This window comes from Vibrio sp. 10N.239.311.G01 (genome assembly GCF_041465805.1).
Lineage (GTDB): Bacteria > Pseudomonadota > Gammaproteobacteria > Enterobacterales > Vibrionaceae > Vibrio > Vibrio crassostreae_C.
In genome coordinates, this window is sequence record NZ_JBFSRM010000007.1 from 194,584 (window position 1) to 209,481 (window position 14,898).

The following is a 14,898-nucleotide window of genomic DNA, read 5'->3' on the forward strand; positions in this document are numbered from 1 at the left end:
TAGTCGCCATAAGATGGGCTCCATCATGAACAGCAATGCGAGAAGTTATACAGGCCGCTTCTTAAAAGATTGTATGTGGTAGATAACAAATACACAAGACTCGTATTGATGGTTGCATATCACTATGTTATTGATTGGTTAGGATAAAGTTTCAAAAGGAATACACAATGCGCCCTAAGGTATTGTTAGTTGAAGACTCCACCTCACTCGCCGTACTCTACAAGCAGTACGTAAAAGACGAGCCCTATGATATTTTCCACGTCGAAACCGGCGCGGAAGCTAAGACCTTCATTGAAAGGCACTCTCCACAGCTTGTGATTCTCGACCTTAAGCTTCCTGACATGCCAGGCGAAGAAGTCTTAGATTGGATTACTGCTAACGAAATACCGACCGCTGTCATCATCGCGACAGCGCATGGTTCAGTAAACATCGCGGTAGACCTTATCCAACGCGGTGCAGAAGACTTCTTAGAGAAACCCATTCAAGCCGATCGACTCAAGACCTCTGTTAGCTTGCATCTAAAAAGAGCGAAACTCGAAAACCTCGTCGATAACATGCAAAGCAAATTCGATCGTGATCGTTTTCATAATTTCATTGGCTCTTGCCTACCCATGCAGGCGGTTTACAAGATCATTGATTCGGTAGCACCAACCACTGCCAGCGTGTTTATTAACGGCGAAAGTGGTACAGGTAAAGAAGTGTGTGCGGAAGCGATTCACCAAGAGAGTCAGCGTAATGGTAAACCCTTCGTGGCCATTAACTGCGGCGCTATCCCTCGAGACCTAATGGAGAGTGAAATCTTCGGTCACGTTAAAGGTGCGTTTACCGGTGCGACAACCGACCGGAAAGGTGCAGCAATGCAAGCGCATGGCGGTACCCTATTTCTCGATGAGCTTTGTGAAATGGAACTGGAGATGCAGAAGAAGCTCCTCAGATTTTTGCAAACTGGTACGTTTACTCCACTCGGTGGCAACCGCGAGATTAAAGTGGATGTCAGAATTATCTGTGCGACCAACCGCGATCCACTGGTTGAAGTAGAAGAAGGACGTTTTAGAGAAGACCTTTACTATCGTGTTCACGTTGTGCCTATCGAGATGCCACCGCTTCGCGAGCGAGGGAGTGACATTGTCACTCTTTGCAATCATTTCTTGAAGCTGTACGCGAAGCAAGACAAGAAGAAGTTCAAATCAATAGACAAAGAAACGCAGAATCTACTTAAACGTTATGCGTGGCCAGGCAATGTGCGTCAGTTGCAAAACATCATCCGTAACATCGTGGTGTTGAACAATGAAACGAGCGTGACTAAAGACATGTTACCGCCTCCGATTAATAAAGTAGATGCCGCTCCATCATCTAAATCAGTGACACCAGTTCGAGTAACTGCGCCTCAACCTGCAGTTGTTGAAGCACCAGAAGCTAAGTTGCCACCGATTACTCCGGAAGAGTTGGAACAATCGTCAGTTGCTCAAGCTCACAATGAGCCGATGACGCCTGCATTTACCACAAGCGAAGGTGCTATTCGTCCAATGTGGCAAATAGAACGTGAAGCCATTCAACATGCCATCAATCATTGCGATGGGAATGTGTTAAACGCTGCTGTGCTGCTAGAACTTAGCCCTTCTACTGTTTATCGTAAGAAACAGGCTTGGGAATCGGAAGATGAGTACAATCAAGCCTAACCAAGGTGTACTCGACATAAACCTTCATGAGATTTGGCTGTTGATCGACAGCCAAACTTTTGGAGGCATAGAAACGCATGTTTTAGAATTAGCACAAGGCCTGATATCGGAAAGCGCTCAGTATTCAGAGGCTGTTCGTATCGTTCTTTTGACTAAGTTTAATCCTGAAGCGATCATCGTTGAAAAGTTGAATGCGCTGAACATCCCTTTTAGTTACCTCTCCGATTTAGCCTCATGTTCTGTAGATTCAAATGGCAATAGCGCGACACAGCTGAAACGTGCAATTCAACATTATCAACCAAGGCTTATCCATGCTCATGGTTACAAAGCCAGTTTGGTCAGCAAGTTAATCAAGCTTCCGCCTCGTTTCAACAACACAAAGCAAATCACCACTTATCACGCAGGTGAAACCCCAAAAGGCAAAGTATGGCTTTATGATTGGCTCGACCGTTACAGCAGTTTTCTTTCTGATCAGTCGCTCGTGGTCAGTGAAAAGATTAAAGCGAAAGTGCCGAGTCAAACCCATCAATTGAATAACTTTGTTAAAATGCCAACCGGGTTAACAAGCTCCCCTTCATCAAGCCCATTCCATGTTGGTTTTGTGGGGCGATTGAGCCATGAAAAAGCGCCTGATCGATTTGTTGCATTAGCCAAACAGTTTCCTGATGTTCGGTTTGAGCTTTTTGGTGACGGGCCAGAAATGGACATCTTAGTTAAATCGCAGCCTGATAATGTGACCTTTCATGGGCATCAGACCAATATGGACGACGTCTGGAGCCAAATCGATCTGTTAATCATCCCTTCTCGCTTTGAAGGCTTACCTATGGCGGCATTAGAAGCCATGATTCGTGGCATTCCCGTTCTCGCCACCTCAGTTGGTAACTTGCCTCAACTCATCGAGCATCAAGTTAACGGCTACCTTGCAAATTCAGAAGCTGAGCTAGAACAGTTTTTATCTTTGTGGATGTCATTGACGAACGAGCAACGTGACTCTCTCAAGAGTCACGCGATAGAAACCGTGAAAAACCAATACTCTCCACAAGCCGTTGTCCCGCAGTTGTTGGAAATCTATCAACTCGACCGTTAATTCTAGCCTTAGTCGATAACTGGTTATTTGGGCTTGATGATTTAAGTACTTTAGTCAGTTTTATACTGATTCTCAAAATGACAAAACTCACCTCAAGGCTACGCCCTCACTTAATAATCCAACATTAAATCAGTAAGTTAAACAAAATGCATAACTGGCACTCACTTTGCAATCTTTAACATCAGGCGTAACTACGTCTTAAAAAGATTACGAGCCGAGTCCTAAAGAGTTTATTTGCCAATAGAGGTCACAATGGTCAACCCTGAAGCCAATAGATTGCCAGTCATCATCACGATCAGCACCTTGTGTGTTGGGCTTGGTGTTGTTTGGTACTTTGTGCCTCACCCTGCTGTCATTGTGGCGCTCGCTCTTGTGCCATTGGCCGGGTTATTCGTGTTAAACAAAACATTCTGGTTAGTTCTATTGTTCGTTGTCTTTTCATTTTTCCGAATTCACGAAGCTATACCTCAGCTCTATTCGCTAAAAATACCGCTGATGCTTTCATTAGGCGCTCTGTCGGCTCTTCTATGGCATGCATTAATCAGTAAAGAACTTAAAATCTTCTGGCACCCTTGTTTAAATTGGCTCGCCATATTTTGGGTATTGGTTTTCATTGGTATTATCTTCGCGTCCAACAGGCCAATAGCACTAGCAGAATTCAAGGGCGTTTATTGGAAAATTATAGTGATGACGCTTGCGATTACTTGGCTAGTAAACACCACGGAAAATCTCGCAAAAACCGCGATGACGATTATCTACGCTGGCGCTTTAGTCAGCTCTATTGCCGTGTACAACTCAGTAAATGGTATTGGGCTTGTCGAGGGCTCACGCGTGACTATTGGCCGCGATTTTGGCTCTATGTTAGGTGACCCGAACGACCTAGCACTGGTACTGATGTTCCCACTCGCCTTTACAATAAGCCAAGCCACCACGACTGGCATCTCACGATCCAAACGTTTAATCAGTGCCTTAGTTTGTCTGTTACTGCTCGCCGCCATTATTGCCACTCAAAGCCGTGGCGGATTACTGGGTTGTATTGCGGTGATTGGTATTTTTGCGTGGAAGCTAGTGCGCTCTAAAGTTCTCTTAATCTCAGTGGGAACTGTCGCGGCCGTGATGCTCTATTTAGTTGCTGGTATCTCAGACAGGTCTTCTGGTGGTGCAGCTGAACAAGGTATCGATGAATCTGCAATGGGGCGAATCTATGCTTGGGAAGCGGCAGTAAAAATGGCAGTTGAAAATCCACTGACTGGCGTAGGGTTGAACAACTTCTTCTCGAACTACTTCTTTTATAGTTCGCACTGGGACGGACTGAATCACGCCGTTCACAGTACTTGGTTTGGTGTGTTAGCAGAGACTGGCTTTATTGGTCTGATCATTTTTGTCTGCCTTATCGTTTCTTTGATCAAAACCTCTCGCTCTACGCTAACGAGATTAAAAAACTCGACCACAGAAATCTCCCCCGAGCTTAATGCGGTCGCCTATGCGATCTATGCAGGTCTGATTGGAACAATAGTGTCGGGGACATTTTTGACTCAAGGCTTCAACTGGCCGATTTATATCCTCGCAGCACTCACAGTTTGCGCCTCAAACGTATCTCAAACTGCCTGTCAAAATGAGAAAACCTAAAAGCTATATTTTAACTCATTGAAAATATTATATTTATTAAATGGCACAGTATATGAAAGTACTTCTATATAACAAAACAGAGGATTTTCATTATGACGTCAGTATCTATACATCAATTCAAACATTGGCTTAAGTTTCATCCTAATTCTCGAATTAGAAATGTGTTTTTCATTTTGAAAGACATCAGAAGCGCAGAGCTACCTACCCCTCAAGTACTTAATCGCTGCCTATATCAAGCGCACAAGCTAGTGGTGAATCTGGTTTCTGGCTTTACGCGATTCTTTTACTGGACTCCGGCTTTCAAAGGTCGTGTGGCTCAATGTGGCAAACGCCTGTATTTGTATGGTGGACTGCCTTTCGTCAGCGGTCCGGTGCAAATTACGATTGGCGACAACTGCCGTATCTCTGGCCACACGACATTCTCTGGTTGTACTCAACAACTTGAAGGCTTGGAACACCCACTATTGTCGATTGGCAATAACGTCGACATTGGTTGGCAGTCGACTATCGCTGTTGGAGGTAAAGTGGTTATCTCTGACAACGTACGAATCGCAGGCGGCGCTTTTCTATTTGGATACTCTGGACACCCGCTTGATGCAAAACGCCGAGCGCTAGGTGAAGGTGACGACCCTCAGCAAATCGGTGACATCATTCTTGAACCCGATGTTTGGTTAGGCACGAATGTGACGGTTAAAGGTGGCGTAACCATCGGCGAAGGTGCCGTAATAGCCGCAGGCAGCGTAGTAACAAAGAACATCCCGGCTTTTGCAATCGCAGGCGGTAACCCAGCTCGAGTTGTCGGTCACATTAAACCCGTTGAAGTGACAGAATCCGATATGTTCGATTCGTTAGAGACTCATGGAGGTGACCATGCGTGATTTAATCGTATTTGGTGAAGACTTTGGTGGCCTACCTTCATCGACTCAACATTTAGTTCGTCACCTTGCTAAGCAACACAAAGTCTTATGGGTCAACTCTATTGGCTTAAGACAACCGAAGCTGTCCGCTAAAGATGCCAGCCGAGCGTTCAACAAGTTGTTTGGTAAAACCAAAGCCGTTACTCAAAACATGCTCGACTCTGAGGGACACGACAACATTACTATCGTTAACTTAAAGACAATCCCTGCGCCTGCTTCTAAATTTTCTAGAAAGTTGGCTCAGCAAATGATGTTGCACCAACTAAAACCGATTATTGCGGAGCTTAATCTTAACGCGCCTATCCTATGGACTTCTCTTCCGACCGCTGTTGATTTGTGCGGACACTTAGGCGAGTCATCTGTGGTCTATTACTGCGGTGATGATTTTAGCGCGCTGGCTGGTGTTGATCATGACACCGTTGCACAGCACGAATCAGAGCTAATCGAAAAATCAACGCTTATATTCGCGGCTAGCAAAAAATTGATGGATAAATTTCCAAAGCATAAAGCGCACTTGCTACCACATGGTGTCGACGTAGACCTATTTTCAACACCCGCACCAAGAGCAAAAGATTTACCAAGCAACCACCGCCCTATTGCTGGTTTTTATGGCAGCCTTTCTAAGTGGCTTGATTATGAAATGATTGATCATGTTGCGAATGCGATGCCGGAATGGGACTTTGTTTTCATAGGTCCAAACGAGCTTGATACGCTCATGCTGCCTAAGTTGAGTAACGTACATTACCTTGGCCCTCGTCCACACCACACGCTACCAAGCTATTCTCAACACTGGGATGTGAGCTTGTTGCCGTTTGTTGATAACGAGCAGATCCGAGCGTGTAGCCCACTCAAACTAATGGAATACCTTGCGGCGGGCACACCCATTATCACAACACCGTTCCCTGCTTTGGTTCCATATCAAGGGCACGTAACCACGGTTGGCAGTGCCAACCAAATGATTTGGGCGCTTGATCATGCACGCGAGCTAAGCAACTCACCTATCTCTGTCGTCGAACAAGAGAGCTGGCAGAACCGTGGTAACTTCGTACATTGGATGTTGGAGCTATTATGAATAATCTGAAATTGCGGTTATTAGTCATCATCAATGCGATGTGGCGCCAACGCTACGTTATCGTTCTGCCAATGCTTATTTTGCCCTTTGTAGGCTTTGGTGTGAGCAAGTTGGCTCCAACTAAATATGACGCGCATACCAGTATGTTGATTCAAGAAACGGCCAAGATGAATCCATTCTTGGAAGACATTGCCGTTTCGACGATGCTCAAAGATCGACTTAACGCATTGAGAACACTGCTTCACAGTCGACATGTGCTTTACTCGGTCGCTGATGAACTGCAATTAACCACGCCAGATATGCCTGAAATTGAGAAACAAGAGATCATTACTGACCTGTCTCAACGTCTAACGGTGACTCAGCTTGGAAAAGATTTTCTAAAGATAAGTCTAACGTCGAACACACCAAATGGAATGGAAGCGACGCTGCGCTCGGTAAGTGAACATTTCATTGAACAGTTACTTGCACCGGAACGTTCATCGATTGAAGATTCAAGTAACTTCTTGAAAATCCATATCGACAAACGTAGCGCAGAGCTTGCAGAAGCAGAAGAAGCGCTAGCTGCATACATGAATGAGAATGTTCATTCGACGCCTGAGGTACAGAGCCAAAGTTTGAATCGCTTAGCTTCACTCAAACAAACATTGGCAGAAAAAGAGGCCGAGTTATCGGGTGTCGAAAAAAGTTTAGGGTCAATCGACCAACAACTTTCAAGAACCAACCCTGTGATCGGTAAATTAGAAGACCAGATCATCGACATTCGTAGCGACCTTACCTTGTTACAAGCTAAATACACGGACAAGCACAGTGCTGTGCAAGCTAAAGTGCGTGAGCTAGACAGACTAGAGAATGAACGTAAGAGTTTGCTCGAGGTAACCCAGCCAACGATGAACAGCGACCAGCTTTGGGACATCGCAAGTAGTACGACACTGAACAAACTTTCTGATACCCAACCTCTTCTGGTCACTCAATTACACAGCCTACAGCTGGTTCGTGCTCGCTTTGAGTCTTTAACTGAAGAGACCAAAAGCCTTCGAACTATGATTTTCGAATTAGAACACAAGGCCAATAACTTCGGCGAAAATGCAAAAGAGATGTACCGCCTTAAACGTCAAGTTGAAATCAAACGTCAACTATATGATGAACTGACAGAGCGTTATGAAATGGCTCAACTAACGGGTTCGCTTGGTGTATTTGAGCAAAACAAACGTGTGAAGATTATCGATTTGCCTTTCACACCGAGTGTCAAATCTAACATGCCGACTTTTGTTTTTATTCTGGCTGGATTCGTTGCAGGTATCGGACTGGGTATTGGTTTAGCGGTATTGTTTGAACTGTTTGATTCTTCAATCAAACGCAAAGACGAAATCGAAGATATCTTGGGTGTCCCTGTGATAACGGTGATCCCTAAAATGAGCTAGTCAGCCTCAAAGCCATTTTTGACTTGCTAGATTCACAGCTTTCTAATTTCCTAGCTTCGTGCTTCCTAGCTTCCTAGCTTTCTAGCTTCCTAGCTTTCTAGCTTTCTAGTTTCCAAGCTTCGTGCATCCTAGAGCAAAACGCCAACACTCGGTTGGCGTTTTGTTTATTTAGAGCCCCAAGTTCTAATGCTACTTTCGATTTACCCAAGCCCTATGATTCAAACTGCCATTCAATTGTATTTTGTTTTGATTCCCATTTTGAGAAATGAAAACTGCCCTAGAATTAAATAATCTAAACAACTGAAAAATAACGGTTATTTAATTGGCACAACTCCTGCAATCTCCTTGTGTAGTTAAACGTTTTAAAGAAGTTACTTCAAGAGAAACGTCAGAAAGGCGAAACAACAATTATAAAGGCAGGGTCCAAACTATGAATACGCATTTAACGAAGCATGGCAAAAAGATCATACACGTTGTTCAGCACCTTGCACCGGGTGGATTAGAAACCTTAACTCTGGATTTGCTCCGCCTTGCTAAACCAACAGACCAAGTGTTGATTGTCAGTTTAGAGGGTACTAAACAAGAGTCTATAAACAACTGGCCGAAGCTAGAGCCATACAAAAAGCAAATCGTCTTTTTGGATAAAGCACCAGGCGTACAATTCAATATAATTATTAAGCTAATTAAAGCCTTCAACGCGATTCGCCCTGATGTGGTTCATACCCATCATATTGGCCCACTGTTATACGCTGGTTATGCCGCTCGCGTAACCGGGGTTCCAACTCGAATCCATACCGAACATGACGCTTGGCATCTGAACAACAACAAACGTCGTCGATTACAAGCGCTTGCTTTAAAAGCTGCTCAACCAACGTTAGTTGCCGACGCGACACGTGTTTATAACCAACTACGCACTGCTTTTTCTTATGAGAACATCATTACCATCAAAAATGGCGTTGATTGTGAGAAGTTTAAGCCAATGTCGAAAGAACACGCGAGAGCAAAACTAAACCTGCCGACAGACAAACACATCATCGGTTGTGCAGGTCGACTAGAACATGTCAAAGGCCAAGACCAACTTATTAAAGCACTGACTCTTTTACCTGCAAACATGGTTGTCGCATTGGCTGGCGGCGGTACTAAACGCAATCAACTAGAGCAACTGACTAGCCGCTTGAATCTGAGTGACCGAGTCATCTTTCTTGGCTTAGTTGAAGACATGACCACGTTTTACGGAGCGTTGGATACGTTCTGCCTACCTTCACGCCACGAAGGGCTGCCGCTTTCTACACTTGAAGCTCAAGCATGCAATATTCCAACCGTCGCAATGGACGTTGGTGCCGTCGATGAAACCTTATGTCCAGTCAGCGGCGCCCTCGTCAAAAGCGGCAGCATTGTGGGGTTAGCTAGTGCGCTATTAGAAAAGCAAAATGAACGCTTTTTGTCACCTCGTCGCTACGTACTCGAAAACTTCGACATCATCAAAATGGTTTCGTCTTACAACGATATATCAGAAGGAGCTTACGCATGATTGATTGGTTGCTTGCGGGACTTTGTTTGTTTTCAGGTGCGTTGATTGTCTATCATCACGCAGCCTACCCTTTGTTACTGCGTTGGTATGCGAAAAGCCACCCCGCACGCAAAGTTGAAGAGAGTCATCGTTGCTACAAAGAGGAACAGCAAGATTGCACGTTGCCGACCATCACCGTTCTTGTTCCTGCATTTAACGAAGAACAGTGGATCGCAGACAAGATTCGTAACCTTGCTTCACTCGATTACCCAAAAAAGAAGTTGGAAGTCATTATCGCTTGCGATGGTTGCACTGATAACACAGTCGCCATTGCACAAATGACCATACAAGAAGCGATGTGCAGTGATGTCTATTTTGAGATACATGACCATCAAGTAAACCGAGGTAAAGTCGCGGTTGTTAATGAAGAAGTGACACGTATAACCAGTGACATTACAGCGATGAGTGATGTATCTGCCCTTATTTCATTGGATGCCTTGCTTATTGCCGCCGCTCACTTTGAAAGTGACAAGGTTGGAGTGGTAAACGCAACGTACCAGCTTTGCCCAACAGGCAACGAAGGCGAAAACACCTACTGGCAGTACCAAACCGCCGTTAAAGAGTCAGAGGCTTCATTAGGTTCTAGCTTGGGTTCTCATGGCGCTTTCTACTTGTTTAGAACACACCTGTTTGAACTGCTTCCACTCAACACTATTAATGATGATTTCATCTTACCGATGCAAATCGTTAAACAAGGTTACATCGCCGAATACGAAACCCAAATGGTTGCATTAGAGCTAGAAGAATCGAACCTAGAAACAGACTTCAAAAGAAGACTTCGTATTTCAGCGGGCAACATGCAACAAGCGATTCGATTATTTGCCTTGTTCAGCCCGAAGTTTAAAGGAATCGCGTTTGCGTTCTTTTCAGGAAAAGGGCTTCGCCTACTCACTCCCTATTTAATGATTGTGTGCTTAGTGTGCTCAATCTTACTTAGCAACTACTTGGTATTTGAAGCGCTGTTATGGGCTCAAGTTGCCGTTTATACCATTGGCGTCCTTGGCTGCATCTTACCAAAGCGTCTAGTAAACAAACCTATTTCATTAATCTCTTATTTGATAGTTGGACATTATGCCAACTTCATTGGTGGCATTCGTTACCTAATCGGACTAGAAAACTCACCTTGGACACGAGCAAATCATTAAGGACTTATTATGATGAACATCGAACAGCTATCTACCCAAAACCTATACCAATACAAAATCTCACGTGCTAAACGTACTTTCGATTTTGTAAGCTCACTGATTGCTTTGATTTTGCTAGCGCCCGTATTTCCGTTGATTGCGATGGCGATTGCACTCACTTCTCGTGGCCCTATTTTCTACCGTCAATTGCGCGTTGGTAAATCGACACCGGAGAAAATGGAAATCTTTGAGATCATGAAATTCCGTAGCATGTACGAGGATGCAGAAACTCGCTCTGGTGCAGTTTGGGCTACCGCGAATGACCCACGAATCACGCCTGTTGGCCGCTTTTTGAGAAAGACACGTCTTGATGAACTGCCACAACTGATCAATGTACTGAAAGGTGAAATGTCTCTAATTGGCCCGCGCCCTGAACGCCCTACTTTTTACACCAAACTAGAGAACGAAATTCCTTACTTTGCCGACCGCACATACGGTGTAATGCCTGGTATTACAGGGCTTGCACAAGTAAATCAAGGTTACGACACCTGTATTGATGATGTACGTCGTAAAGTAGGTTTTGACCACAGTTATGCACTAAGCCTATGTTCGGTTAAGTCTTGGATTGCCGCTGATCTCAGCATCATCTCTAAAACAATCATCGTAATGGTAGATGGTCGAGGTCGCTAAACCAGTATGGTCTAATGTGGATACAAAGCCTGTTTTCTATAAAGCCTTAGGGGGCGATTGGAGAGTCGCTAATGAAACACAGAGTGCCGAATTAGCCCACGTTAACTAGACTCGCTGCTCTCGGTTCTCAGTTGAATGGTGTAATAAGGTTTCTTCCCTATCAATTGACGTAAACATTGGCAATGAATGTATAACGCAGATGTGGCTTGAGTTAGGGATTAGAAATTAAGAGCTGAGAGCTGAGAGCTCAGAATTAAGAATTAAGAATTAAGAATTAAGACGAGAAAGCTTATATTCATAGAAAACCACGGCACTTTCGTCAGAGGCTTGCTCAACAAAACCTAGCTTATTAAGTAAGTGTGTAGAGGCTATGTTTGAACGGTCGACACCGCCAATCAGTGTGGACCATGACTCGGTTTTTGCGACTTCTGTGATGAAACTCTGCAATAACTCACTCGCGAAACCCTTGCCCCAGCATTCTTCTGCAAGCAAGTAGCCAATATGAGCATCACTTTCGTCTTCTACATAAGCGAACAGAAAACCAATTAATTGATTATCGTTGGATTTCACTTGAAGTAAGCGGCTCTCCGACAACATTCGGTCGAGCCAAATTTCAGCCAGCTCACCTGACACAATACCATGAAAGTATGGTGGAAGGTTTTCAACGACTGACGGGATTAGAATGCCAGGTACTCGCTCAAGCAGAGCCGAACGTTCAGGAACAGTAAGTTCACCTGCGACTTCTTCTACTTTTAGTCTTTGAGTTTCAAACGAGATCGCCATGTGTCCTGCCCAATTTGATAAAAATGTGGATTATACACCTGAGTTCTCGTGTTGGCTTCGTTTCCAGGCTAAAGCAAACTAAAGAACAGCCACGCCTTCAACTTCAATCACTGAGTTAACATTTGCTCGCTCGATTATCTTGAGTAACGTCGTTTGAACTAACTCATTATCTCGGATTTCGGTTTCACAAGAAAAACGCTCTTCTTGAACACCATCGCCCTCACCCAGCATAAATTGAACCGCGACTTCCGTTGCGAGATCTTTGGTCGTCCCGTAATACGCTAACGTGATTTTTGGGTATCCGTGGTCGCCTTTTTTAACCTGCTTTGCGATACGTTTTTTGGCTTTATCTAAATTCATACAACTTCCTTTTAAGTTTGAAATACAAGGTGACTAGAACACCTTTTTGAACGGTAAGCAATACAATCAGCGTTGGTTATAGAGATTCCCTAGCCTCTTGATACTAATCAAGATGGTACAGTCTTAGCACTTTAAAGAGTGATAGCTAGAACACAGAAAACCTGTTTAAGAAATATAATGACAACACATAAGAATTACGCGCCAAGAAGCGGTAGATGTTTTCGTTGTTGATAAGTTAAGGCTAACTCTAAGCACTGCTTGATTGGTGCTTTGGGAAGTGGTTCAGTTAGGTTCAAGACGATTGCCCGATTACCTTGAAATACCAATGTGCCATCGTGCAATTCTCTGAATGTGTCGACTAGCTTCGTTTGACAGTTAAAGAACAAGTAATAGTTGTTTGGTGACTTCAATTTCCAGTCGATTCGAATTGGGCTGCCCGTCTTAACGCTGTAACTCGGCTCGCCCCATTTCAGAGACTCTTCGACTTCAGCTAGTTCCAAATCAGAGCAAAGCTCAAAGATTAATGAACGCAACTCTTCAAGCCGAGCTCGAACATCATCGGGATACTCGTCGAAATGTGTTTTGATTGCTTGGTCCATTGAACCTCCGATCCACTTGTTGAGATATTAAAATGCAGCTCACTTAAAGCATACAGCCTTAAAAATTAGTCCAACTCAAAACGAAAAGTGCCAAGCCTCGTAAATCACTTTTGCGTTATCTGTTCGTTAGCGGTTTTCAACGCCAGCTTTAAACCGTCCGTATCCTTACAACCAATGTAAACATGCTTTCCATTGCTTAGGCTTAACTTAAGCGCTGAACCTATCGATGCATTATACAACCAACCATCGCTCAGCATTCGGATACCAATACCTTGATACCACTTGCTTTGATAAAACGATGTCTCTGTAATGTCTGACACTTCTACATTCTTACGCCAAAAACCAAAGCCGAAATACCAGCTTAGTACATTGTCTTTAACCTCAATTGTCATGGAGAAAAAGAGCAAAGCAATTAAACCATTGATGGCGTGAGCGATTAATGTCCCAGGGTTATTATCCGAGGTAACGACAATGAAAGCACTTATCGCAACAAGGATGAGCAGCAATCCCTTGTTGGATTCCTTACTATAAAACACAGTGGCAACTCCTATAGACAACGAACAATCAACTAACTAGCCAACAGTTATCTTACTGCAGCCTTTCTAAAAAATCGTAGCAAGTAATGCAGGCATACTCCCACAACCAAACCAAGTAGCATCGCCTTGATACTACCAACCCAAAGTATCAAACCAGAATAACCTTGTCCCGGACCTAAGCCTTGTTTATTAATCACATCGACAAACATAAAACCGTTCCACAGCACATGCAGTGAGGCTGTAAATCCATGCACACAAATTGCGATGGTTCCAAGTAACTTGTACTTGTTAATAACTGGTGCGCCACAAAAAATGACAACAAGCGCAAATGTAAAAATCAGAGGGCCAGACAGTACTAAAGTGAGTGTAATTACTTCAACGTGGCTCTCTATGCCATAACTGTATGTACAAAATACCATTGTCATTGAAAACAAAAGCGAAATGAGTGCGAACCATAGCGTTCTATTCATTGGGGTTCCCTGCCTTAATAGTGGGTTTAGGACAAATTCGATAATCGACAGGAAGAACTAATTACCAAAAATACGGCATGAGAAATGCCCTTGTTACTCTACTATTCGATGGACGACTCAGACTTTCATAAACCCAATGTAACGGAAGACTTAGAACACAAGCTAGATAACAAAAACACCTCTCACCTGCGCGCCTAACTACATACCTTTTTGAGCTTCCTGTTGAACCCAAACAACATTTTCGTTTGAAGTTGGAACCTCAAACCAAGACCAAAACAGATCTAACATTTCAGGTGTCATTTCATAAGACCTACCATTCAGTTCCGAGTTACGGCTGAATGCTCTCTCCTTGCAAGTCTCAAACGGAACATCAAGATAGTGAACTTCGCTGTCCACACCTAGGTTTGATGCCCAGCTTGTAAAAGAATCCCGATCAGACTCACGCCAAAAACCAAAGTCAAAAATCACAGGGACACCCAAAGAAAAGAGCTGCATTGCAGAGTCCTTGAATAAACCTTGTAACGTAGCCAGCCGGCTATCAAAAACCTCACGCTCCATATGCTCGCCATACAAAGGAATCATCCACTCATCGATTGAGAAACGAAAGGCGCCATGCTTTTCTGCAAGCGCTTTCGAGTAAGTCGTCTTACCCGAACCGATAAAGCCACATACGAAATAGATTTTAGTCATGATTCCCCTTTAGCCTCCCTGTTACGCATGATTCTTTCTATTAGAAGTGTACCAATGCTGCTCACTACAAACGTAAAAGCAAACGCCACAATTGGCCGATAGAAATCAAACGTACCATCCGTCATAAAAAAGTACTGATGAATTGCGACACCAAAGCCAATCCCTAATGCCAGCTTCAAGTTCTTGAAAATTCCTTTTTTCATGTTCATTCCCTCGTAGAAAGCAAAACAATGTATAGGTGTGAGTGACGTTACGAACAGATCTTAAATCA

At 43.9% G+C, this 14,898-nt stretch carries 16 protein-coding genes; 9 read left to right on the forward strand and 7 right to left on the reverse strand.

Features of this window, described 5'->3' with window-relative positions; all coding sequences use genetic code 11:
• The first annotated feature begins 167 nt into the window (after window positions 1–167).
• From AB6D06_RS08170 to AB6D06_RS08210, 9 genes are all read left to right on the forward strand, one after another.
• Window positions 168–1,679, forward strand: a complete 1,512-nt coding sequence (locus AB6D06_RS08170; RefSeq protein ID WP_102333322.1) for a sigma-54 dependent transcriptional regulator — start codon at window positions 168–170, stop codon at window positions 1,677–1,679.
• Window positions 1,660–2,766 carry a glycosyltransferase family 4 protein gene (locus tag AB6D06_RS08175; protein WP_102333321.1) on the forward strand — a complete coding sequence of 369 codons (1,107 nt, stop codon included), beginning with the start codon at window positions 1,660–1,662 and terminating at the stop codon, window positions 2,764–2,766. The genes AB6D06_RS08170 and AB6D06_RS08175 overlap by 20 nt, the downstream gene beginning before the upstream one ends.
• A 252-nt stretch (window positions 2,767–3,018) precedes the next feature.
• Window positions 3,019–4,395 (forward strand): O-antigen ligase family protein, encoded by a 1,377-nt coding sequence (locus AB6D06_RS08180; RefSeq protein ID WP_102333320.1) that lies wholly within the window; start codon window positions 3,019–3,021, stop codon window positions 4,393–4,395.
• A 92-nt stretch (window positions 4,396–4,487) separates the two neighbouring features.
• A complete protein-coding gene (locus tag AB6D06_RS08185; protein WP_017063898.1) occupies window positions 4,488–5,273 on the forward strand; it encodes a DapH/DapD/GlmU-related protein in 786 nt (261 codons plus the stop codon).
• Window positions 5,266–6,384 carry a glycosyltransferase gene (locus AB6D06_RS08190; RefSeq protein ID WP_017068358.1) on the forward strand — a complete coding sequence of 373 codons (1,119 nt, stop codon included), beginning with the start codon at window positions 5,266–5,268 and terminating at the stop codon, window positions 6,382–6,384. Before AB6D06_RS08185 ends, AB6D06_RS08190 begins: the two co-directional genes overlap by 8 nt.
• Window positions 6,381–7,805 (forward strand): Wzz/FepE/Etk N-terminal domain-containing protein, encoded by a 1,425-nt coding sequence (locus tag AB6D06_RS08195; protein ID WP_017063900.1) that lies wholly within the window; start codon window positions 6,381–6,383, stop codon window positions 7,803–7,805. Before AB6D06_RS08190 ends, AB6D06_RS08195 begins: the two co-directional genes overlap by 4 nt.
• 430 nt (window positions 7,806–8,235) lie before the next feature.
• Entirely contained in the window at window positions 8,236–9,336 is a 1,101-nt protein-coding gene (locus tag AB6D06_RS08200; RefSeq protein ID WP_017070860.1) for a glycosyltransferase, read from the forward strand.
• Window positions 9,333–10,520, forward strand: coding sequence for a glycosyltransferase family 2 protein (locus AB6D06_RS08205; RefSeq protein WP_017059581.1), 1,188 nt, complete (start codon window positions 9,333–9,335; stop codon window positions 10,518–10,520). The genes AB6D06_RS08200 and AB6D06_RS08205 overlap by 4 nt, the downstream gene beginning before the upstream one ends.
• Before the next feature lie 9 nt (window positions 10,521–10,529).
• Window positions 10,530–11,189, forward strand: a complete 660-nt coding sequence (locus AB6D06_RS08210; RefSeq protein WP_017063903.1) for a sugar transferase — start codon at window positions 10,530–10,532, stop codon at window positions 11,187–11,189.
• Between the two features lie 267 nt (window positions 11,190–11,456).
• Here the strand turns inward: AB6D06_RS08210 and AB6D06_RS08215 are convergent, their stop codons facing one another.
• The 7 genes from AB6D06_RS08215 to AB6D06_RS08245 all read right to left on the reverse strand — a co-directional run bounded on the left by AB6D06_RS08215 (window position 11,457) and on the right by AB6D06_RS08245 (window position 14,830).
• Window positions 11,457–11,972, reverse strand: a complete 516-nt coding sequence (locus AB6D06_RS08215) for a GNAT family N-acetyltransferase (RefSeq protein WP_102333317.1) — start codon at window positions 11,970–11,972, stop codon at window positions 11,457–11,459.
• A gap of 78 nt (window positions 11,973–12,050) precedes the next feature.
• A complete protein-coding gene (locus tag AB6D06_RS08220; RefSeq protein ID WP_017059577.1) occupies window positions 12,051–12,332 on the reverse strand; it encodes a hypothetical protein in 282 nt (93 codons plus the stop codon).
• Window positions 12,333–12,526: 194 nt separating this feature from the next.
• Window positions 12,527–12,931, reverse strand: a complete 405-nt coding sequence (locus tag AB6D06_RS08225; protein ID WP_102320222.1) for a DUF1801 domain-containing protein — start codon at window positions 12,929–12,931, stop codon at window positions 12,527–12,529.
• Window positions 12,932–13,035: 104 nt separating this feature from the next.
• Window positions 13,036–13,488, reverse strand: a complete 453-nt coding sequence (locus AB6D06_RS08230; RefSeq protein ID WP_102333316.1) for a hypothetical protein — start codon at window positions 13,486–13,488, stop codon at window positions 13,036–13,038.
• Between the two features lie 26 nt (window positions 13,489–13,514).
• On the reverse strand, window positions 13,515–13,937 hold the full coding sequence (locus AB6D06_RS08235) for a hypothetical protein (RefSeq protein ID WP_102333315.1): 423 nt from the start codon (window positions 13,935–13,937) through the stop codon (window positions 13,515–13,517).
• Window positions 13,938–14,135: 198 nt separating this feature from the next.
• Window positions 14,136–14,627 (reverse strand): ATP-binding protein, encoded by a 492-nt coding sequence (locus tag AB6D06_RS08240; RefSeq protein ID WP_102333314.1) that lies wholly within the window; start codon window positions 14,625–14,627, stop codon window positions 14,136–14,138.
• Window positions 14,624–14,830 (reverse strand): hypothetical protein, encoded by a 207-nt coding sequence (locus AB6D06_RS08245; protein ID WP_102333313.1) that lies wholly within the window; start codon window positions 14,828–14,830, stop codon window positions 14,624–14,626. Before AB6D06_RS08245 ends, AB6D06_RS08240 begins: the two co-directional genes overlap by 4 nt.
• Window positions 14,831–14,898: the final 68 nt, after the last annotated feature.